At 63.8% G+C, this 22062-nt stretch carries 16 protein-coding genes, 1 tRNA gene and 1 pseudogene; 7 read left to right on the forward strand and 11 right to left on the reverse strand.

Features of this window, described 5'->3' with window-relative positions:
* The first annotated feature begins 1 nt into the window (after position 1).
* The 3 genes from ON21_RS13325 to brxL are packed head-to-tail and all read left to right on the forward strand — an operon-like array spanning position 2 to position 4864.
* Positions 2 to 229: a hypothetical protein gene (locus ON21_RS13325; protein ID WP_157170827.1), complete on the forward strand. Its 228-nt coding sequence runs from the start codon at positions 2 to 4 to the stop codon at positions 227 to 229.
* Entirely contained in the window at positions 226 to 2727 is a 2502-nt protein-coding gene (gene pglZ, locus ON21_RS13330; RefSeq protein ID WP_039798164.1) for a BREX-1 system phosphatase PglZ type A, read from the forward strand. The genes ON21_RS13325 and pglZ overlap by 4 nt, the downstream gene beginning before the upstream one ends.
* Before the next feature lie 10 nt (positions 2728 to 2737).
* Positions 2738 to 4864, forward strand: a complete 2127-nt coding sequence (brxL, locus tag ON21_RS13335; protein WP_039798266.1) for a BREX system Lon protease-like protein BrxL — start codon at positions 2738 to 2740, stop codon at positions 4862 to 4864.
* Between the two features lie 521 nt (positions 4865 to 5385).
* On the opposite strand, the gene ON21_RS13340 is transcribed toward brxL, so the two are convergent.
* Positions 5386 to 5586, reverse strand: a complete 201-nt coding sequence (locus tag ON21_RS13340) for a hypothetical protein (protein WP_039798165.1) — start codon at positions 5584 to 5586, stop codon at positions 5386 to 5388.
* An 8-nt stretch (positions 5587 to 5594) separates the two neighbouring features.
* Entirely contained in the window at positions 5595 to 5804 is a 210-nt protein-coding gene (locus ON21_RS13345; RefSeq protein ID WP_039798166.1) for a hypothetical protein, read from the reverse strand.
* A 305-nt stretch (positions 5805 to 6109) separates the two neighbouring features.
* Between ON21_RS13345 and ON21_RS13350 the strand changes: the two genes are divergently transcribed.
* Positions 6110 to 6568 (forward strand): NUDIX hydrolase, encoded by a 459-nt coding sequence (locus ON21_RS13350; RefSeq protein WP_373281128.1) that lies wholly within the window; start codon positions 6110 to 6112, stop codon positions 6566 to 6568.
* 274 nt (positions 6569 to 6842) lie between these two features.
* Here the strand turns inward: ON21_RS13350 and ON21_RS13355 are convergent, their stop codons facing one another.
* From ON21_RS13355 to ON21_RS13365, 3 genes are read right to left on the reverse strand one after another with little or no spacing between them, the layout of a single operon-like run.
* On the reverse strand, positions 6843 to 7508 hold the full coding sequence (locus ON21_RS13355; protein ID WP_039798168.1) for a hypothetical protein: 666 nt from the start codon (positions 7506 to 7508) through the stop codon (positions 6843 to 6845).
* A gap of 2 nt (positions 7509 to 7510) precedes the next feature.
* Positions 7511 to 8656 (reverse strand): radical SAM protein, encoded by a 1146-nt coding sequence (locus tag ON21_RS13360; RefSeq protein ID WP_039798169.1) that lies wholly within the window; start codon positions 8654 to 8656, stop codon positions 7511 to 7513.
* On the reverse strand, positions 8653 to 9333 hold the full coding sequence (locus tag ON21_RS13365; RefSeq protein WP_039798170.1) for an adenylate kinase family protein: 681 nt from the start codon (positions 9331 to 9333) through the stop codon (positions 8653 to 8655). Before ON21_RS13365 ends, ON21_RS13360 begins: the two co-directional genes overlap by 4 nt.
* 317 nt (positions 9334 to 9650) lie before the next feature.
* Here ON21_RS13365 and ON21_RS13370 point away from each other — a divergent pair, with 317 nt between their 5' ends.
* On the forward strand, positions 9651 to 10949 hold the full coding sequence (locus tag ON21_RS13370) for a helix-turn-helix domain-containing protein (RefSeq protein WP_063821063.1): 1299 nt from the start codon (positions 9651 to 9653) through the stop codon (positions 10947 to 10949).
* On the opposite strand, the gene ON21_RS13375 is transcribed toward ON21_RS13370, so the two are convergent.
* From ON21_RS13375 to ON21_RS13385, 3 genes are all read right to left on the reverse strand, one after another.
* The gene (locus ON21_RS13375; RefSeq protein WP_218004077.1) at positions 10938 to 11738 is read right to left on the reverse strand and encodes an alpha/beta hydrolase; all 801 of its coding nucleotides are present in this window, start codon (positions 11736 to 11738) and stop codon (positions 10938 to 10940) included. The two genes, ON21_RS13370 and ON21_RS13375, sit on opposite strands and share 12 nt — an antisense overlap.
* Before the next feature lie 268 nt (positions 11739 to 12006).
* The gene (gene mobF / locus ON21_RS40600; protein WP_051020758.1) at positions 12007 to 16755 is read right to left on the reverse strand and encodes a MobF family relaxase; all 4749 of its coding nucleotides are present in this window, start codon (positions 16753 to 16755) and stop codon (positions 12007 to 12009) included.
* A 438-nt stretch (positions 16756 to 17193) separates the two neighbouring features.
* Positions 17194 to 17898 (reverse strand): VanZ family protein, encoded by a 705-nt coding sequence (locus ON21_RS13385; RefSeq protein WP_083880593.1) that lies wholly within the window; start codon positions 17896 to 17898, stop codon positions 17194 to 17196.
* A 765-nt stretch (positions 17899 to 18663) separates the two neighbouring features.
* Here ON21_RS13385 and ON21_RS40065 point away from each other — a divergent pair.
* Positions 18664 to 19563: pseudogene (locus ON21_RS40065) on the forward strand (recombinase family protein); the annotation flags it as partial.
* Between the two features lie 285 nt (positions 19564 to 19848).
* Here the strand turns inward: ON21_RS40065 and ON21_RS40070 are convergent.
* The 3 genes from ON21_RS40070 to ON21_RS13405 form a co-directional block, all read right to left on the reverse strand.
* Positions 19849 to 20247, reverse strand: a complete 399-nt coding sequence (locus tag ON21_RS40070) for a hypothetical protein (RefSeq protein ID WP_245562589.1) — start codon at positions 20245 to 20247, stop codon at positions 19849 to 19851.
* 58 nt (positions 20248 to 20305) lie between these two features.
* Positions 20306 to 20390, reverse strand: a tRNA-Leu gene (locus ON21_RS13400).
* Positions 20391 to 20523: 133 nt separating this feature from the next.
* Positions 20524 to 21393 carry an NAD(P)-dependent oxidoreductase gene (locus ON21_RS13405; protein WP_039798175.1) on the reverse strand — a complete coding sequence of 290 codons (870 nt, stop codon included), beginning with the start codon at positions 21391 to 21393 and terminating at the stop codon, positions 20524 to 20526.
* A 140-nt stretch (positions 21394 to 21533) separates the two neighbouring features.
* Here ON21_RS13405 and ON21_RS13410 point away from each other — a divergent pair, with 140 nt between their 5' ends.
* Complete coding sequence (locus tag ON21_RS13410) at positions 21534 to 21884, forward strand: winged helix-turn-helix transcriptional regulator (protein ID WP_039798176.1); 351 nt, start codon at positions 21534 to 21536, stop codon at positions 21882 to 21884.
* Positions 21885 to 22062: the final 178 nt, after the last annotated feature.

Genomic DNA, 22062 nt, shown 5'->3' on the forward strand with positions numbered 1-22062 from the left:
CTTGAAGTCCGCCGGTGGACCGAGCGCGGCAGGCCCGTTCGGGCAGGGCTCTGCGCTGATCGAGACGGCCGGGTCGGCTGTCGCGCCGCCAGCGAACGCGGCGTTGGCGCTGATGAATTGGCAAATCAGACACCTGATCGACACCAAGAGGCTCCAGCAGCAGCGCGCGGAGTACGGGCTTGCGCGTCGCGAATTCGGCAGCCGCCGAGATGACGAGGACCACGAATGAGCAAGACGCCCACGATCTCCAGCCATCTCGTGGACCGCTTCGCCGGGCAACGCATCGTCGTGTGGCACGACCCTGACGGCGGATACGCGGCTGACCTCGACAGCCACTTGCCGAGTGACGTCACCGTGCTGCGCATCGAGGACAATGAGTTCGCCGTCAAGCATCGTGTGCTCCGCGAGGATAGAACGACTCGGTTTCTGCTCTACCGCTCTGGACCCGTCGCTGAAGGGCCAGGGAACTGGTTGCTCGACCTCGAGATGGCCTATGGACCCGTGTTCACGGCAGATCGTGGTGAGCTCATGCGGGCCGGCCTAGGGCTGACCCAGCCTGGTGCCGACGCGCTCATCGCCGAGCATGCCTCGTTCTTCGCTGACGCCACGTTGGTCGACAAACTGAAGGCGTTGCTCGCTCCGAGCGATGATCTCGTGATGGTGCGGGCGAAGATGTGCGCTGTCGCGATCGGGCAGAAGGAGCACAGCTTCTCCGAGCTCACACGTACCCTGCTGGTTCAACAGGCACAGGACAGCTCGGTCGGTTTCGACGCCCTCTCCCAGTATGGGCTCGCCGACTTCCACTGGACCGGCGCGAAGCACATCTATGGGTACCGATCGGAGTCACCGACAGTGCCGGGCTTCATTCTGTGGATGTTCCGGCAGGCTCGCGATGGCTTCGACGTCACCTCGTCGAAGCGTGCCCGCAACCTCGCAATCGATTTCCGTAGCTTCCGGGACTCCAAACGCAGCGCGACCGCGATCAAGGTACTCGCCCGCAAGGCCGAGGAGGACCTCGGTTACCAGGAGGGAGTCGCTGAAATCCCGTGGGACGCACTCAGGGACGCCGATATCTTCGAAGCCGCTGAGCGGGAGACAATCCGCCGTCTGGTCGATGGGCTCGTCAACCAGACGATGCCGCAACGCGATGTTCTCGAAGCCATCAGCACCCGCCGTCGTGACAGCTTCTGGTTCGAGGACTACGCCATCCTCTACGAGGCATTGGCGGCGGCCGCCGAGCTTCTGCCCGCGATCCGCACCGGCCGACTGGGTTTCACCAGCTTCGACGAGGGGATCACACGGTACTGTGACGAGCTGTTCCGTATCGATCAACGCTACCGCCAGTTCACCCACGCCTACCTGACGGCCGAGTTCAAGCAGCCGCTCGATGAGTTGGCGGGCCGGGTCGAGGCTGCCTACGTCACGAACTTCCTGGCCCCGCTCGGCATAAGCTGGCAGCAGCAGGTCGACGCGATCGAGCAGTGGCGTACGCCCGCCGTGACCTCTCAATCCTCGTTCTACGACCAGTACGTCGCGCAACTCACCAAAGGTGGTCACAAGAAGGCCGTCGTCGTGATCTCCGACGCGATGCGTTACGAGATCGCCGAGGAGTTGACCTCAAAGATCCGTGGTGAGAACAAGTTCGAAGCCAAGATCGAGGCACTGCTGGGTGTGCTGCCGAGCTACACACAGCTGGGCATGGCGGCGCTCCTACCGCACAAGACCCTGGCGCATTCTCCGGCTGGTGATCCGGTTCTGGTCGATGGGCTGAAATCCGATGGTTCGGCAAACCGCAACAAGATTCTGAACGCAGTGGGGGGCGTGGCTGTCCAAGCGAAAGACTTCGTGGAGATGAAGCCGGCCGAGCGGCGAGAACTGTATTCATCCCACCAGGTACTCTACGTCTATCACGACACGATCGACGCCACCGGAGACAGCGCGAAATCGGAACACCGCACCTTTTCAGCAGTGGCAGAAGCACTCGATCAGCTGGTCGATATCGTGAAGAAGCTCGCCAACGCGAACGCCACGAACATCTTTGTCACCGCGGATCACGGCTTCCTCTATCAGCGCTCCAAACTGGCGCCGCAGTTCAACCTCACCGTCGAGCCGCAAGGTGATGAGATCGTTGCAGAGAAGCGCCGTTACGTGCTGGGCCGTGGTCTGAAGGAGGATGCCGGATTCCGGACCTTCCAACCGGATCAGCTGGGGCTGTCCGGCGATCTCGAGGTGCAGATTCCGAATTCGATCCACCGGATCGTCAAGGCAGGTGCCGGGTTCCAGTTCGTGCACGGGGGAGCATCGCTCCAGGAGATCGTGGTGCCGGTCGTCTCGATCAACAAGAGACGCAACAACACAGTCGAGCCAGTCAACGTCGACATCCACCCCGAGTCCGACAAGATCACTACGGGTCAGATTGTTGTCAAGCTCTACCAGTCGATGAAGGTCGAACCGCACCGCACCGCACGACGGTTGCGTGCCGGGCTGTACTTCGGGGACCAGCTGATCTCGAACGAACAAGAGATGATATTCGACTCGGCGAGCGACCAGGGGCGCGACCGATTCCAGAGCGTTCGGCTCCTGCTGAGCAAGGACGCGGACGATGCGAACAACCAAGGTGTGGAATTCCGCCTGTCGGAGCCGATTGAGGGCACCGACCAGTGGAAGAAGTACAAGAGCGTGCCGTACACGATCAAACGTTCCTTCACAACGGACTTCGACTTCTAAGGGAGCGATGATGAGCGAAAACATCGACCTGAACCAGGCCGCGCCCATCGAGGACGTTCTGGAAGCCGAGGCGCCGCACGCAACGGGGCAGCCCAGCGACCTGGATCGCAAGATCAACGAGCACTTCGCTGGCGCCGTGGTCCGCAAAGACCTGGTCAAGGCGGTCAAGGGCAACGCGATCGTGCCCTCCTACGTGTTGGAGTACCTGCTCGGTCAGTACGCGGCCTCCGACGATGAGGCCACGATCCGGGCAGGCATCGACAAGGTGCGAGAAATCCTGGCCCAGCATTACGTGCACCGCAACGAGTCCGAACTGGTCAAGTCGCGCATTCGTGAAAAGGGCCGCTTCCGGATCATCGACAAGGTGAGCGTCACCCTCAACGAGAAAGATGACGTCTACCAGGCATCCTTCGCCAACCTCGGAATCAGCGGAGTTCTCGTAGACCCGGGCACCGTCAACGCGAATCAGAAGCTGCTCGTCAGTGGCGTGTGGTGCCTGTGCGACATCGAATACTTCCACAGCGACGACCCCCGTGCCGTGCCATGGATTCTCGGCAGCTTGAAGCCGATCCAGATGTCGAACTTCGACTACCAGAATTACCTGGATGCGCGGGCGAAGTTCACCACGGACGAGTGGATGGATCTGCTGATCCAGTCTATCGGCTTCGACCCGGAGAAGTTCGGCCGTCGCGCCAAGCTACTCCAGCTCATTCGCCTCATCCCGTTCGTTGAGCGCAACTACAACCTTGTCGAGCTCGGCCCGAAGGGAACCGGCAAGTCGCACATCTACTCGGAGTTCTCGCCTCACGGCATGCTGATCTCCGGCGGAGAGGTCACCGTACCCAAGCTGTTCGTCAACAACGCCAACGGCCGCCTCGGGCTCGTCGGTTACTGGGACGTAGTTGCCTTCGACGAGTTCGCGGGCAAGAAGAAGCGCACCGACAGGGCGCTCGTCGACATCATGAAGAACTACATGGCGAACAAGTCGTTCTCCCGTGGAGTCGAGACCCTCGGCGCAGAGGCATCGATGGTGTTCGTGGGCAATACCTCGCACACCGTGCCGTACATGCTCAAGCACTCCGACCTTTTCGACGAGCTCCCCGAGAGCTACCACGACCCGGCCTACCTCGATCGGCTGCACTGCTACATCCCTGGCTGGGAATTCGACACGATCCGTGGCGACATGTTCTCCACCGGTTATGGATTCGTCGTCGACTACATCGCCGAGGTGCTCAAGTCGATGCGGGACCTCGACTATTCCGACCGCTACCAGCCGCATTTCACGCTTGGCTCAGACATCTCGAGCCGCGACCGCGACGGCATCCACAAGACCTTCTCCGGTCTCATGAAGCTGCTCTACCCGCATGAGAAAGCCACCGCTGAGGAGATCGAGGAGATCCTGCGCTTCGCGATCGAGGGGCGTAAGCGTGTGAAAGACCAGATCCTGCGTATCGACGACACCATGGTCGCCGTGAATTTCGGCTACCGGCCGCTGGCCGGCGAATGGACGGCCGTCACCACGCTGGAGGAAGACGAGTACCCGGGGCATTATCACCGTGGACGACCGAGTACAGGGGACGTCGATGAGGGAGCTGCGGATCCGGCTACGCCGGCGACCGCGGCTGCTTCGGCTACGGTCAAGGAGGAGTTGTATCAAGGGCAGCGGGACTTCGTCGAGAACCAGCGCGGAGTCTCCTACGAGACCCTTCTCATGCCGTACCTGCGTGGTGCGACGGAGATCGAGTTGCACGACCCGTATATCCGGATGAGTCACCAGGGCCGGAACCTGGTCGAGTTGCTGGCTTTGATCGCGTCGGCGAAGGACCCTGCTGACGAGGTGTTGTTCAAGCTGTTCACCCTCCTCGAAGATGATCCTGACAAACAGAAGAAGCAGTTGCAGATGCTCCACCAGATCGTTCAGGGATCCGCCCAGCAGGGGATAAAGGTAGAAGTGGCCAAGGACCCCGGGGGTCACGACCGCTGGATCCGCACCAACAATGGATGGCGCATCAACCTCGGTCGTGGTCTGGACATCTTCCAGAAGCAAGAAGGCGGCTGGTTCGACTTCGGTAGTACCCGTCAGGAGTTCCGCCAGGTTCGCGCCTTCGGAGTGACGTACATCCGAGATGACGGCTGACATCATTCCGAGATCAGAAACCGGACTGGCCTAAACCGTGCAGGTTAGCCGTCATCGCTACCGGCTGTCTTTCAACAGATTTCTACAGAAGCGCGTGATTTGCCGCGTGCTCGGGCTGTTGAGCCGGGTGTCCGGCTGGGCTGCTCACGCTCGCCGAACTTCGTCGAGCGTGGTCACACCGGCGACCTCAAGGTGCTGGGCCGTCCCCCAAAGATGTTGGGCCCGTCCCCAATAGATCAGACCGATCGGTATTATAATTCTTGTTTGCCGGTGACCAGGATTTTCATCTGACCTGCACTTCCATGGCGAGTAGGCGGTCGTGGATGGTGTGTTTGTGTGCGCGGAAGTGGTCTTCGGGGCTTTGGCGGCGTGCGCTGCCGGTCCAGCAGGTGATGCGTTCCCAAGCGCGCCGCTTCACCGTAGTCACGTTGCCTGATTCAGTGTGACATTAAGCCAGCTATGAACTCGGTGTCAGTGGCAGAGCCAGGTGGGCTGCGTCGCTCGGAGCTGCACTATGGGATTCATTCCCACAATCGGGTGCACGGCAGTAGCGGCAGCAAGTCGTTGACCTCGTCGTCGATTGTGACGCTGAGTTTCGAGTCGGGGTAGCTGGCCGCGAGTGCGTCTGCGATATCTTGCGCTTGTTCGGCGGGTGCGCGGTAGTGCAAGTCGAGGCTGCCGGTTTCGATGTGGATGTGCCGGTATTCCCGGGTCTGATCCATGCGTCGACTCACCGGGGCTTGGTGGTTGAGGCGATGACCCGGCCGGCTTCGATGAGAGTTCGAAGCGCCGCGTCCTTTCTGGGGCAGTGCTTGGCCCGGCAGGCCCGGTGGATCTGCATGACCTGGTGTGCTTGGTACACGGTGAAGGGAACTACGGGCGCCTGGTGCGCCTGATCCTGGCACATGGCGATCAGCTGGTACATGGCGAGGGTGTGCATGCCGGTGCTCCGTTCGGGTCGCAATGAGAAGATGCACCCGGCACCGAGGGCTTTCGCCACCGGTGCACCCCTGTGGTGGACCAGTGCGCCTTCGCGAGCGGAGGGCGTCACCTGGGTACCGGGTGCAAGGCAACAGTCGCGGGTCCTGTGCTGCGGAGGTATTTCGATTCCTTCTGAGCCGATATGCGTTCGGCGTATGCCCGATCACGAGCCGCCGCAATAGGCTTCGGTTTCTTTCACCGACTATGTCGTTGAACTACCAGGTCAACCGATGGTTTGACGGAAAGGGGCATACCGTAATGAGCGTGACGGCAGATTCCGATCACACTGCCAGGATGGAGCGGCACAAGGTCACCGGCGATGTTCATCTGTTGCTTCGCCGCGCCGATGAGGTGTTGTTCGGTCGACGCGAGAACACGGGATTTGAGGACGGGGCGTGGCATCTCCCGTCGGGGCATCTCGAGGCCGGGGAGTCGGTGGTCGAGGCGGTGGTGCGCGAAGCCGCGGAGGAGATCGGCGTACGAATCGAGCTTGCCGATGTGCAGTTCAGTCACGTCATGCACAACTCGTCCTCGGGCGGGCGTATGGCTTTCTTCTTCACCGTGCGCTCGTGGCGGGGAGAGCCGACGAACCTGGAGCCGGACAAGTGCAGTGGACTCGACTGGTTCGCTATGGATGCGCTTCCGGACCGCATGATCAGCTACTGCCGGACCGCGATCCAGCACATTGCCAAGCAGGATCCATTCTCGACCTTCGGCTGGTAGGTCCGAGCGTGCCGACGCAGTGGCTGTTTTGGAAGCCCGCGGCAAACGCTCCGCTCAGTTGTTCGCCCCATCAGCTGCGAATGTGACCGGATGAGCGGCCACTGCCCTTCGGACTCCAGCAGACGACCGTGGCGGTGTCGCGGTCGGTTAACAGCGGAGGCGCTGGATAGGGCGCAGCGCGGTCGCTTGTGTCGGCAGGTGGGGTGTCGTGGTGTTCACGACACCCCACAGCCGATTCTGACCAATGTTGTTCAGGGTGTCGGGCCTCGCGCTGTCAGAACAGTTGCCAGCCGTTCAGCTGTCCGATCAGTTCCTGGAGCCGCTGGGCACTCATTCGTTTCCGCTGGGCTTCCTCAGCGGTTTCACGGTTCGCGCCGGTTTGCCACCATGTGTGGCTGGTGTTGCGGTCCATGACGAGGAAGCGGTCTTTGACGGCGGGGCCGCGGATGACGAGTGAGACGGTGTACGGTTCGGCGACTACGGCGTGGACCATGCTGTGATGGAGGGCGTAGCTGGTGCCGACGGGTTCTTCGCGCGCGTGCAGGACAGGCAATGTGTTGGGGTTGATGTGTTCGTCGAGTTCGGCGTTGCCGAACAGGTAGTGGCGGTAGTGGCCGCGCAGGATACGGCTGGCGTAGGACCAGCGGTGGTTGTGGGGGCGGTCGAAGTAACCGGGCAGAAAGACATGCAGCCGGACACGGACCCCAGATTCGCGATCGTCGAAGAGCACGATTTTGTCGAGAATGTCGTAGGCTTCGCACAAGGCCATCAGCTCTGTCCGGTTAGGTAGGTCGGTGAGCCGATGACGGATGGCCACCGGGTCGGTAGCGAGGGTGTCGAGTGCTGCGCGGCAGGTTTGTTCGACTTCGTCGATGTCTTCCCAGTCGATCTCACGCAGCTGGCCGACCGCGTGGTCCAGCGCGTCGGTGGGTCTACGCATGACTATTCCTCCGGTTTGGCGCTGGATTTCCACAGTCGGCACACGGGCACGATGTCGTCGTAGGCGGTGCAGGAGGCTTGGCCCATAACGAGTTCTTCGGCGGGGCAGCCGCCGAGGCAGGCGGTGGCTTTGCATCCGCCGCAGGAGCTTTCGGCCAGAGCACTTGTGAACAGGTCGAATTCGTTGACGCCGTGGTTGAGTTGCACTTGGCCATCGACCATTTGGGCGAAGTGCAGGTCGGTGTCGAACAGGTAGGAGCAGATGTAGCAGCGGCCGTCGGGAAAGATTGAGATGCGGTCGAGCGTGCGGCCGATGCAGCCTTTGTAGCCCTCTGCGGCGTAGCGATCCATTTGGTCACGGCGGGCGTAGGTCGGCTGATACCAGACACGTGTCTTGAACTGGGTGGCGATGTCGGTGAGGCGGTCGCAGAAACCCACCCATTCCGGCGGGGTCATGGCCATGTCAGGGTTACCGTGGCCGGTGCCGATGGTCGAGAAGACGTGGAATTTGACCAGGCTGACACCAAGGAAGTCTGCGATGTCCAGCAGCTGCAGCACGTCGGGTTCGTTGGCATTGTTGACAGTGCAGATGATGCGGGTGTCGAAGCCGCGCTCGACCAGCTCGGCGGTTGTCGCCAGCGCGGCAGCGAAGGTCCCTTCGCCGCGGATGGCGTCATGGGAGGCGGCAGTGCCGCCGTCGAGGCTGACTTGGATGTAGGCGAAGTCGTCGGGCTGCAGTTGCCGGAAGCGGCGCAGGGCGGGTTTCTGGGCGTTGGTGGTGGTAATGACGTGCTCGTACCCCAGTTTCTTACTGAGCCGGATGACGTCGCAGTAGTGCGGGTGCAGGGTGGGTTCGCCGCCGAGTATGGTCAGTTTGCTGCCGCCGAGGCGCCGCCAGGTGGTGAGGGTGTCGACGATCTTCGATAGCGGCATCTTCAATGCTCGCTCCAGTCTTTCGCCCATGTAGCAGTGCTCGCAGCGCAGTTGGCACGCTTCGGTGATGTAGAGGTAGACGTTGCGGAACCGGCCATAGTTCACACGGTCGATGCGGTCGGGTTCGGGCACACCCGCGTTGCGATGCATGCGGCCGTGGCCGTAACCGTCACCACTTCCGCGTGGGGTGGGGTTGGGCAGATCAACAGCGGTCATCGCACAGGACTCCGGGAAATGAGCAGCGGCGCAAGCAGGTCGGCTGCGCCGTTGATGGTGTGGGTAGTGTCGAGTTGGGTGAGTGGGATGTCGGCGCTGCGGAATGCGGCACGGATCCCAGCGGCGGTTTGGTGATACCGCTGCGTCCTGGCGCGCAACAACCGCGGTGAATCCCCACGACGCGGATGCAACAGTCCGCCACAACGAGCACACGTCCACGGGTCATCCGCGGCGGCGATCGCCGGCAGGCGGGGATCGTTGATCGGATCGCGTTCGCAGTGATGGCACACCCTCCGGTTGCGGGCACGTTGAGTCAGCGTCTTGAGATCTGTCACCACCTCGATGGCCTCGATATGACACGGCGTCAACGCCCACACCTTCGCCAAGAGCTGATCGACCTGCGCGGCCGAACCAGGGAAGTTGTCCAACAACACCGTGTGGACGTCCGGGTCCTTGTCGATGGTGTCGAGATACGCCCGCAGCGCCGCTGCCACGGCGCGTTCATCGATCCAGCCGAGACGATCCGGACGCGCAGCGGTCGCTTCCAGCACCTCCGGGGAGACGTGCTCCCGCAACCGGAACACCTGACGCCCAGGTGCTGATCCGAGGCGCAGCGTGAGGGTTGTCTTGCCCGCGGCCGGCGGGCCGAAAATGGGAACGACTAGGGACAATGCCACGGCTTACCCCTTTCCTTAGCGGCGTTTTCGTGACCGAACCAGCGTCGGATCAGCACGGGAAAACGACCACGACTAGCAGGTATGCGGGATATGCATCGGACGTATAGTCGAAGCTGTCGAGTGGTTGGTAGATTCACGCGATCAAGCAAGGCGACAACCCCAAAGTCGAACCTCGGGAGCGGCCCCCCATGAGTCGGGTACCAGTGGCACGGCGCTACTGCGCCCGATGCGGAACCAGACTCAATGGTTACAACACTGATTCCCTCTGCGGTCCCTGTGAGGTCACTACGCGTAGCGCGCGCCTCGAGCCACCCGGTGTGCCCACCACGTTCTGGCAGACCGACCAGATACGCGATGCCCTCGCCACCTGGCATATGGGTCGCGTCATCTACGCGTATCGAACGCATCCCTTCCACGGTCGGCAGCTGCCCCAAGAGCAGGTAGCGAGCTGGCTCGGCCTCACTCAGGCGCAGCTGAGCCGGATTGAGAAAGGTCCGGCGCCTGAACAGCTATCGAAGTTGACCCGCTGGGCGCAGACGTTGAAAATCCCGGCCGAACTGCTGTGGTTCCGTCTGCCGGACGGCGATGCGATGTCTGCGGAGGCAACCGACGGTGCCCGTCACAGCGCGATTGCGTTGGCGCGTTGGTTGATGTCGAACGGCACTGGTTCGCTGCCAGTAGGCCTTGCCGGGGATTTGCAGCGAGTCGGTGAGGCTCTGGAGGATGCTCGTCGCTATTTCGACGGGTCAGTCGTGGACTTCTTCCGCATGCAACTGACCCGATGCAAGACCGATGACGGATCGCTTGGACCGGCGGATGCATTGCCTCTGACCCTTTCCGTTCTCGAGGTGATCCGACGACACTCCCGGGAGGTACGCCCGGACGTTCAGCGTGAACTGCTAACCGTCGGTGCGGACGCGGCGGAATTCGCAGGCTGGTTGTACCGGGATCTGCACGATCCGGTAGCAGCTACCGTGCTGTACGACCGTGCGATGGAATGGGCCCAAGCGTCGGGCAACCTGCCCATGCAGGGCTACGTCCTGTTGAAAAAATCCCAGATGGCATACGACAGCCGCGATACCGGCACGCTGTTGACCCTGGCGCAAGCCGCCAAAGACGGGCCATGGCAGTTGCCCGGACGCGTGAAGGCTGAAGTCGTGCAACAGGAAGCGTTGGGCCTCGCTATGGTCGGCGAACCCCTCCGCGTGGTCGCTGAAACGCTCGATGAAGCCCAGCACCTCTTGAGCAGTGCACGAAATATCGCTGATGAGCGTTTTACCAGCTATTTCAACGAGGCCACGTTGTTGGTTCGCTCGGCGTGCTGCTATACAGAGGCGGGCAAGCCGTCGATAGCCACACAACTGTTCAGCAAGGTGTTGGCCGGTGACGTGTTGTCACGTCGGGACGCAGGATTGTTCGGTGCCAGGCAGGCGAAAGCCTTCGCGTTGAGCGGAGAACCGGACGAAGCCGCCCGGGTCGCTGTCGAATCAGTGGTCATCGCCCGCGAAACCCGCTCGGAGCGGACAATGAACGTCATCGTCGATGTCGTCCGTGCCCTCGACCCTTGGAACCACCGACCACAGGTGCGTCAACTGCACGACGCGCTACTGTCGTGAGACGACTCCAGTGGTCAGCCACTCGGCAACGAGGCTGATCACCTCGGCCTGATACTTCTGGCTTCTGGGATTCAGGTATTGGGGGTCGTCGTGCACCGCAAAGCCGTGTTGAGATCCCTCGATCTCGACCAACTCAGCAGGTGCCGTGAACTCGGCTACAGCCGCACGAGATCCCTCGATCGGAACCAAGGTGTCCGCGTTGCCGTGCACGACCAGTGTCGGCATCTTGATCTCATCCAGAACCTCGTTCGGCTTCAGCCAAAACACTTCATTCAGCAACGGTCGGCCGTGCTTCAGCGTAGGAGTGAACTGGACGGCGCCAGTCTCATTCAGCTCTCTGGCCTTCTCATCATTGATGACGTCACCGTTCCAATAATCGCGGCTGTCGATGGTGCGCTTCTTGTAGTCCAGCTGGGGGTTCAGTAGGACGAGGCGGCTTAGGTCATCGCTCCGCTTTGCGCAATAATAGGCGCAGACGCCGCCACCGAAGCTGGCGCCCAGCAGGCTGATCTGTCGCACACCGCTCGCCTCTCGCAAGGAGGCAACTGCGACGCGGATGTCGTTGAGGATCATCGACAGCGTGAGTTCTTCCTGTCGTCCTTCGCTTTCGCCGTGACCGCGTAGATCGAAACGGAGCGACGCGACCCCAGCCTCAGCTAGGCCATCCGCGAGGCGAGTGAAGAAACCACCCTCCTCTCTAGTGACCCCTCCGCCGTGTACCAGGACGATGGCGCGGTTTTCCAGGCGTTCGGGAGTAACCACGGTAGCGGCGAGGTGGAGACCATCCAACGTGCGGATTCGAGTAACGGTACTAGACGAGGGCACCGCACCAGTCAATCAGATTCGCCCATGTTCCCGTCGTATCGTCATGCGTGCTGACGAGCGACGCCACCCGACACTGACTACCGTGGCGGCACGTATCCGGCGATGACCACCGTGCCGCAGCGCAACTCTCGATCAAGCAGCGCTGGCCTGGTATTTGATGTCGGCCAATGAGCAATCTAATGGCGCGCCAGGTGTCGACGGATCTGGCGTGCTTGGCGCAGAAGCAGCAATACTACAGTTCGTAGTCGTAGCTGTATTCGTAGTCAGTGCCTGTTTCGGTTGCTTCAAAGGGCTCTTCGCAGCTTGCCCAGGTATCGGTGGGGGCTGTTGGTTGCGCAGAGGCCGGGTCGTGGTGCGTATCCAAATCGAGATGGCGTCGAGCCCGGTCTTCGAGGTCGCGTTGCGGCGGTGTCAGCTGCGTGCGGCGTTGCTGTTCGGTGAACGCGTCGTCGAGTTGGCGCTTCTCGTGAAGCCAGCGCTGTTCTGCCTGCGCCAGTTCGTGTGCAAACGCGCTGTCGCTCTTGTCTGCGGTCGCCAGCTCGGCGGCGCGCGCGGCATGGTTGTCGGCACGGTGAAGGATTGAGTCCCAGTTGTCCTGCGCTGTGCGCACTGCGGCTTGGGCGCGGCGGCTGGTCTCGCGGGCCGCAAGGAGATCCTTTTCGGCATCGTTGAGGACTTGGCGCAGGTGCTCGAGGCGGGATGCGTGCTCCGTGCGGGCGGTGCGTGCGGAGTCGGTGTTAGTGCGCCACCAGGGGATCTTTGGTGGGTTCTTCTGCGCGGTTGCCTGTTGCCGGTGAGCGCGGGTGAGGGCGTGTTCGGCGGCCGCGACTGTGGCCTGTACGGTGCGGGCGGCGCGGATCGCTGCCGCTTGTTGATCGAGTTCGGCGTGAGCGCGGCGTACAGCGTCGGCGTCGCTGCCGCGCTGATATCGCTGGCTGCGTTCGATGATGAGACCCATGTCCAGGATCGGGTCGAGATCGAAATCGCTCCGAGCAGATCGGATCTCGTCTTCCAGTTCCCTATCGCTCATGCGGCGCCACTGGTCGACTCGGAGTTCAGAGACGGCGCGGGCGAGTTGGTCGGCGTGGCGGCGCTGCGCGTCGTCGAGCGTTTCGACCAGTCGCCAGCGCAGCGCGGCGGCGGGCTGTTCATCCGGTAACGGGCGCTGCGCGGCGGCGGTGCGGACGGCAGTCGGTACGTCCAGGGCGGTGTCGGCGGCGTGGGACAACTCCTCGGCCAGTTGTGGCCAGTACGGGTCGGTCGTTATCCGTCTGTCGACTTCTTGGGCGAGCGCTGCCCAGCGGCGGGTGTTTGTGTCGACATCTCTCAGACGCGACCGCACTGCGTCATCCAGCTGGAACTGGGTGCGGCGTTCGTCGACTGGGTATTGCACCGGTCCGGTCAGGCGGCGGTCGTGGTCGGGGACCGCGTGTGCTGCCCGCCAGATGGCGAGTGAGGCGGTGAGGTTCAGGTCGCGTTCGACGAGCTGCCGCGCCCACACTGGTGCAGTTTCGGATGTCCAGGTGTGGGTCGTAGCGCCGATTTGGGCGGCAAGGTCCTTGATCTGCGCCGCGCGTACCCGCAAGTGTTCGCCGAAGTCGGAGTCGTCGCGCAGCACCGGCGGCATCACCGGTATCCATCCCAGCGGGCCGCCGTCGATGGTTCGATTGCCGATGCGCCACACCAGCACGGCGGCTTTGTCGTCGGCAGTGTCGAGTTCCCGCGCGGTGATGGCGTCGCTGAGCGTCGTGATCGGGTCGCGCCCGGCCAGGGCGACCATGGCCAGGCGCTGGCGCAGCACTGGCCACGCCTCCTCATCGGTGAGACCGGGCACCAAGCGTTCGGCGGCCGCGGCGACGGCGGCGTGGTGCTCGTCGCCGAGCACTGCGTCGGCGGCCGTGGTAAGTGCCTCGAGGTAGGCGTCGACGACTCCGGCGAACTGCCGCTGCGGGTCGGCGGCTTGGCGGGCCTGGGTAGTCGCGGAGACTTGGCCCCCGTCGCGGCCGAGGATCTTGGTCAGCAGGTCGATCGCGGTTGGTGGATGCAGCGCGTTCCACGTCTCGGCGGGAGCGTCCTGGCCGTCGCCTGCGGTGGCGAGGTAGAGGTGTCCGCCGGCGCGGGCGCGGGTGGCCAGCACATACAGCTGGAAGCAGTCCTCGCTGCCGGTCAGCACGCCGTGGCAGGTGTCGGTGGTGAGCCCTTGCGCGGAGTTGATCGTGCGGGCGTAGCCGAGCTCGACGCATTCACGCACGTAAGCGGTGGGCAGGGTGACTTTGCGGCCGGATCCGATGTGGGTAGCCGTGATCCGCCCGTCCGGGTAGACGGCACGGACCTTCCAGCGGTAGCCGTTGCGGACGTGATCGGTTTGGGAGATCCGCAGCCGATAGTTGTTCTCCCTGGTCGTGATGATGTCCCCGACAGATGCCGAAAGCCCATCCGACAGCAGCATTTCCGGTCCGTGCAGGCCTTCGCGGCGGAGGCGTTCGTCGCGGGCGAGGGCGTTGAGCTGGCGCACCAGTTCGTTGGTCGGCGCCAGCAGCGCGACGTCGCGGCCTTGGGCGTAGTCGAGTCGCCAGGCCCGGTACGCGGCGTGGACGGCGGCGCCGAGGGTGCCGACGTGGACGCGGCCGTGGTCGGTGTAGAAGGCGATCGCGGCCGTATCGCCGTGGCGTAGGGCGAGGCTGGCGGCGCGCTCGCTCGGGTTGTCGAAGCGGACGACGCTGGTGAGGGTGGCGGCTCCGGCGTGGTGGACGATGTCGCGGATCACGCCTCCGGCCTGCACGGAGGACAGTTGCCGGTCATCACCGACCGCGCGCACGCTGGCCCCGCGTTCGATCAGCCAGGACACGGCCGCATCCAGTTTCAGGGTGGGTGTTTTCGCGGCCTCGTCCAGTACGACGAGGGTGCGGGGTCCGATCACCCGCACCCAGTCCGGTGCGTCGTCGAGGGCCCGCTCGCCCGACCGGATGTCGTTGATCACCGTGACGAGCATGTCTACGGTCTTGGAGTCCGCGCCGATCTCGCTGCCGAGGACACCGGCGGCCGGTCCTTCCGGTGCCAGCCCGAGCACGGTGCCGCCCTCGGCGGTCCAGGCGCGCACCAGCGCGGCCATGGCGGTGGTCTTCCCGGTCCCGGCCGGGGCGACCGCGACATGGAACCGGCGTCCGGAGGTGGCGAACTCGCGCAGCAACTGGACCTGGCCGTCGTTGAGCACCTGGCCGTTGTTGTTGGCGGCGTGCTCGATGATCGCGGCATCCACCGCGGCCGCCGCAATGGTGCGCCCGCCTTCGAGCAGGCTCGCCGCGATCAGGCGTTCCTCGGCCGCGAGGATCTGTGGGCTGGTGTAGAGCTGGGAGCCGGAGGTGGTGAACACGCTGGTTCCGTCGCGGCGGGTCAACGCCTCAACGGTGGGTGCGATGTCTTCGGCCTCTGGTGTGCCGCGGGGGATCGACCGGGGCTCGCTCAAGGCGGTGTCGGTGACCTGGGTGATGAGGGTGTGCCAGTCTGCGGGGTTGATGCTGCCGCGTAGCTGGCGGGTGGCTTCGGCGCGAATGTGGCGGAATTGCCAGGTCGCCCGGGAATCGGATACGACCTCCACCACTCTCGCGGCGGTCGCGGCGACCCACGCGGCGTCGGCGACCTCCCGCTGCGGGATCGGCTGTCCCAGGGCGGTCGCGACCATCGCATCGACCGCGCTCTCACCACCCAGCAGCTGCACGCCATCACGTCGCCAATCAGCGCGTTGCTCAGCACGCGAACGTGCCGCCACCTTGTGGCCCCTGGTTTTCAAGGTGGCTTCTTGGGCGAGGTCGTGCAGCTCACCCGGTGTCGGTTCGCGGCCACGCTCGGCCTGAAACCGCGTCGTGCGGGTGGTCAACTCGGCATCCACCGCAGCCGATCGCTTCGACCATTCCTCGGCCAAGCGCTCTTCGACGCCGACGATCTCCCGCACCGGCCGCTTCCCGCGCCGGCGTCGGCTGCTGCTGTGGCGTTCGGCGAACTGCACGCCGACCGACTGCTCGAGGTAGTGCTCCAACCGGGTGTTGAACAGCTCGGAGGCGGCGACGTTGTGCTGGTAGATCATCCTGCCGTCGAGTGCACCCCACTGCCCGTCATGGCGTTTGACCGCGTTCGAGATCACCACGTGGACGTGCAGATTCGGGTCACCCGCGCGACTATCGCGGTGCTGGAAAGCGGTGGCGATCAGGCCACCGACGACGTCGACCTGGCGGCGACTGTGCCGCCCGACCCGGGTGAACACCGCGTGCTCCTCCAGATAGGCCAGCACATCCTGCAGGGCGGCATCGACGGCGGCCTCGATCTTCTCCGACACCTCGCGAGGCGCCAGCGCCCACAACGTCGACACCGACTTGACCGGCGAGAACGTGAGGTCGAACCCGGCGACCCGCTTCGACGGCGCCCGGCTGGCGCGAGCCACCCAGCCCGACAATTCCCGGTCATCGCGGGGTGGGCGGCCATATTCCTCGGCGAACATGCGCCCAGCAACGTCGGTGGCGATGCGGCTGCGCTCCTCAGCGGGGATCGGGGCGTAGTGGACGCGGCCGTGCTCGGCGTTGTAGGCGGCATACGCGTGGGCCCGCTCGTAGCGGTAGGAGTACTCCGCGGCCACGTGTTTCGTGAACGGAGCACCCAGCCTTACCAGGCGTACCGCGTGCGCCCGCGCCGTGCGTCGCGAGATGCCGTCTGCGGCGCGGGCTTCTACTTCGGCGGCGATCATCACCTCGGCGTTCGGATGCAGGCCGTGACCGAACAACGCCCGCATCTGCGCTTCGGTCACCACCTCACCGACCTCGATACCGACGTTCGGCAGGCCGGAACCCAGCCAGCGGCCCGGGGATTCGCCGCGCTCGCTGTAGTAGGTCGAAAGGTCCTGCGGACCGCGATCGTTCACGTCCTGCGTGGCGATCGAACGAAGGTAATACTGGTAGCCGTCGCCACTGCCGAGCTTCGCCAGTGACATCACACAGTCCACCGTACGCGCTCTTACTGCGAAGTGACCGTGATGTTTCCGCGACCAGGGAGCATGAGGTGTGGCAGATTCTTGTTCATATGTGCTGGTAGTGGCCGGTTTTGAGTTTAGCGGAAGGGCTGGCTAGAGGTTGGTTGGATAGCGGTGGGAGCAAATGCTAGTTGCGAGTTGAGCATTCGAATATTCTGTGAGATCGAATGAATTGAGGGTTGCATGGCCCTGGCTGGCTCTGTTCGCGAACTGTGACGTCAGTTGTTCGCCGATCCTGGCGGCGTGTCGCGACCTACACCTCGTCGGAAGTGTTCATGAATGCCGACGGCAGAGCAGGTCAAGGACTCGGCCGAGCAGCCATCACGTGCCGAGACACGCGGTAGTGCCGGTGTGCGGGTGGTCGGCGTCACGAGATCGACTGCGGCGCAGGATCTACGCTCATGCCGATTTCCGCGCATCCAGCGGGATCGGTCTCGAGTGTGGATCTATCGATCGGGGCAGCTCGTCGCGGATGGCTGGTATCGCCCCAGCGGCTACGCACTTCTCGGTGATCTCCCTACTCGGGGAAGTCGGCTGGCCGACGCCGTCTCGGTCGGAGTCGATGCCCCGTGTCGGCTCTTCGGGTAATGCCGGCTCGGAACGGTCGGTAAGTGCGCGCGACGCCCACAGATGTCGTGAGAGCTGGCCCGCCAGGCATGCACCGGCCGCGTTCAACAGCACGTCGTCGACGGATGAGTGACGGCCGATAGCGAGGGCGAACTGTGCAGCCTCCACCGCGATCGAAGCTGCTGCTCCCACCAACAGGATGCGGTACGAGCGGGCGAACCAGGGTCGGCGCACGGGCAACAGGAAGCCGAGTGCGGCGAAGACCAACAGATTCCCGCCGAACTGCTCGATTACCCGGTCGTGGGCCAGTTGCTCGGCCAGATCACGCAGCGGCACGAGATTCAGCGAACGACCTCTTCCGGTCGGCGTGAGGATCATCCACAACCACGGCGCCGTACCCGTCACCATCCCGACATCGCACAGCGCCGCCCGCCACCCGCGCCGCCCAACCAGCTGCCAGGCCACGAGACCGGCTACCGGTATCGCGGCGATCGCGGCCACCACGACCCCACCCCACGCCTCCCATGTCCCGTTCACCCCGCCAGTATCACCCAAATCACCAGCGCCACAGACCTGGCCGAAATCCCATCCACAGGCTGCACTTATCGCCGCCCACGCGCATCCATTGAGAGCTAACGGAGCATGGAGCTCGAGTGCGCACCTGTCGGCGCTCTGACGGACCCTCGGCTACAGGTGGTGGCGAAATCGCCGTGTTTCGGCTTTCATGGAAGGCGGGAGAATCGGCAGGCATGGAGGAGCCATGCCTTTCGATCTCCACGGTGAGCCCTCTACCGGCCATCTCGGCGCCCGAGCTCGTCCTGGGCCTTTGTCTCCCGCGGCGGCGCGCTCATCGTTCACCTCTACTCGCACCAACACACCGGTCTGCCGTTCTTGGCGGAGGGATTGCCACGACCGAACGCGCGCGGCTCGTGATTGGTACAGAACGAGGTGCCGGTCGTCATCGGTCAGCTACCAGTCGGCCAGCGTAGCCGAGGACGTGTGCCGTGTGCCCTGATGGCAGCAACGCGCATGATCAGGCTGCCAGAAGCCGCACGAACGATGTCACTGTCGTCGCTGCAGAGGACCCGCCTCAGCTCAACGCCATGGCCGCTAAAGTGTTGCTGGAGATCATTCTCCGACATGTCCGCGAGACTCGTGTCGAGACCGTCGATAGTCCCGGACCGAGTCCAGCATTAACACCACGGCCGACTCCCTCCAGCTCAACTTCCGAAGAGGAGGCAGTTCGGCCAGGTCACCACCGAACGCCGATGTCTTTCTCACCCAGTAGGAGGAATCGCAGCAATGATCAGGTTCGCTTTCGCCGGGCGGGTCTCCACCGAGGACCAGCAAGATCCGGAAGCGTCTCGCAACTGGCAGCTCGGGCGAGCGAACGCCCTGGTCGGTCAGCACGGGCAGATCGTCGCGGAGTTCTTCGACATCGGGCAGTCGCGGTCGATTCCGTGGAAGCGCCGCCCCGCAGCCGGGCGGCTGCTCGCGCTGCTCAAAGAGCCCGAGCGAGGGTTCGACGCGGTCGTGATCGGCGAACCGCAGCGTGCGTTCTACGGCAACCAGTTCGGGCTGACGTTTCCGGTGTTCGTCCACTACGGCGTGCAACTGTGGGTGCCGGAGGTCGGCGGCCCGATCGATCCGGACTCCGAAGCGCACGATCTGATCATGTCGGTGTTCGGCGGTATGTCCAAAGGCGAACGCAACCGCATCAAGATCCGCGTCCGCGCCGCCATGGCCGCGCAAGCGCAAGTCGAGGGCCGCTACCTCGGCGGCCGGCCACCCTACGGGTACCGTCTCGCAGACGCCGGGCCTCATCCGAATCCGGGCAAAGCCGCCGACGGTAAACGGCTGCATACCCTTGAACCCGACCCTGTCACCGCGCCGGTGGTGCAACGGATCTTCAGCGAATACTTGTCCGGCATAGGGATTTTCGCTATCGCGCAACGCCTCACCGCCGACAACATCTTGTGCCCGTCGGCCTACGACCGCAGGCGCAACAGCCATCGCTCCGGCGCCGCGTGGTCCAAGAGCGCGGTGCGCGCCATCCTGGGCAATCCGCGCTACACCGGCTACGAGGTATGGAACAAACAACGCAAGCAGGAGTCCCTCATCGACGTCGATGACGTCGCCTTGGGCCATCACACCCGAATGGCGTGGAACGCGAAGACGGAGTGGGTCTACTCCGACCAACCTGCCCATGGCGCGCTCATCAGTAAGGACGTCTTCGAGCAGACGCAACTTCGGCTTGCCGCTCGAGGCCCGCAGTCGACGGGCAGGACCACGACCCGTCGTCAGCACCCGTACGCCTTCAAGGGGCTGTTGTTCCATGACGCCTGCGGTCGGCGGATGCAAGGCAACTGGAACCACGGGCTGCCGCACTACCGCTGCCGGTATCCCTCCGAGTACGCCCTCGCCAATAAGCTCGACCACCCGACAACCGTCTACCTGCGCGAGGACCAGCTCAGCGGCCCGATCGATTCATGGTTGGCCGAGATATTCCACCCCGACCGGATCGAGCAGTCGCTGACCATGCTCGAGGACGCGCAGACCGACAACACGTCCGCCATCGAGAGTGCACGACGATCGCTTGCCGAACACGACCGCAAGCTGTCCCGGTATCGAGCAGCCCTGGAAGCGGGCACCGAGCCGGCCCTTGTGGCGAGCTGGACCCAACAAGTTCAACGCGAACGCCACGCCACCGCGGCACAGCTCACCGCGCTCGAAGCCGAACAACGGTCGGATCACCACATGAACAAGGAGCAGATCCACCAGCTTGTGACCTCGCTGGGCGGGCTGGTTCACATACTGAAGGCAGCTGACCCCACCGACAAACTCGAGGTCTACCGGCAACTCGGCCTGAAGCTCACCTACGACCACGAAAAACGGGTGGTCGTGGCAGAAACTGCTCCACAACCACCCGTGTGCGTAGTGTCTGTGTCCGGAGGGGGACTTGAACCCCCACGCCCGATAAAGGGCACTAGCACCTCAAGCTAGCGCGTCTGCCATTCCGCCACCCGGACCGGTGTGCTCCGCAAGATTATCCGATCTCCTCCGCGTCGACCAAATCGGGTCTTGACCTGCGGATCCTCGAGGGCTTGCGGGAGGTGGGCGTGCGGGCCGCACGGGCGGGAGGAGTGCGGCCCGCACGAGGAATCAGATCAACTCTTCGAAAGTACGTTCGAAGCCCAGGGCGCCTCGACCATCGGCCACCTGGCGGTCGAGGAGGGTTTTCAACGGGGCGACGAAGTCGAGGGTGACGTGGGCGTCGCGGCTGGCGCGGTTGATCGCGTCGAGTGCGGCCTTGTGGAAGGCGATGGACTGGACGGGGTCGGTGTAGGCGGCGGTATCGATGACGGCGCCCTGGTGCGGCAGGGACTGGGCCATCGCGCTGACCCATGCGGCGGCTCGTTCGCCGAATGCGGCAGCGGGGACGCCGACCGACCGCATCATGGCGGCGCCGTGCAGGAAGCCGCCGAACATGGCGTACATGGCGGCGAGCAGGGCGAAGTCGTAGGTCGAGGCCAAGCCCGCGTCGTCGCCGAAGTATTCTGCGGCAGCGAGCAATTCGAGGGTCTCGCGGTGTGCGTCGAAGACCGCCCGCGAGCCACTGTAGAGGATGGAGGCGCCGGGCAGGCCGATCATGGGCGGCACCGCCATGATGCCGCCGTCGAGGTAGTCGCAGTCGTGCCGGGCCGCCCAGGCGGCGAGTTCGCGGGCCTCGTCGGGGGCGGTGCTGGTGAGGTTGACCAGTTGACGCCCGGCCAGTCGGTCGGCTACCGGGTCGAGGGTCGCGTGCACCGAAGCGTGGTCGAGCAGTACGGCGATGATCGGGCCGTCGGTGTCGATCGCCTCGGCGACGGTGGCGGCGCTTACGGCTCCGGCGGCGAGGAGTTCGGCGTCTTTGCCGGGGGTCCGGTTCCACACGGTGGTCGGCAGGCCCGCCTTCAGGAAGGTGGCGGCGAGCGCCTGTCCCATCGCTCCGAGTCCGAGGATGGTCACCGGGGTCTTCGTGGTCTCCGCCATTGCGGGTTCAGCTCCTTGGTATCGAGAAGGTCCTGGTCAGCGCGCCGAACCAAGACTGCTCGGTAACCGCCTTGTAGACAAGTACCTACTATTTTGTGGGGTACTTACCGAATGGTTTGTGAGCAGGTGGAGGGCCAGAGATGGGCGAGAAGCGGTCGGGGCCGTACTTCTGCGGGATCGATGCGGCGATGGATGTCGTCGGCGGCAAGTGGAAGGCGCTGATTCTCTGGGAGCTGGAGAATCACGGGGTTCGGCGCTTCGGCGAACTGCGCAAGGGGTTGCCGGGCGTCTCGGAGAAGATGCTCATCCAGCAGCTGCGGGAGCTGGAGGAGGACGGCATCGTCAGCAGAATCGTCTATCGCGAAGTGCCGCCGCGGGTGGAGTACCGGTTGACCGAGATCGGCGCCGCGCTCAACGCCGCGTTGGAGCCACTGGGCGCGTGGGGGCGCGACCGGATCGATCGGATCGGGGCGCGGCGGGTGCATCAGTAACCCGAAAGTGAATCCTTCAAAAGTGAATGTTTCACTCGGGCAACATAGTTGAGCGGAAGATCAAGCTACTAGTTGGTAACTTGAGTTAATTTTGTGCACACCGCAGGCAATTGACGCCTAACCGGGCCCGTCGTATGTTCCACGTCACAACTTTTGCAAGATGTGGGTGGCTTCGCAG

Source organism: Nocardia araoensis NBRC 100135, assembly GCF_000308435.1.
Taxonomy (GTDB): Bacteria; Actinomycetota; Actinomycetes; order Mycobacteriales; family Mycobacteriaceae; genus Nocardia; species Nocardia araoensis.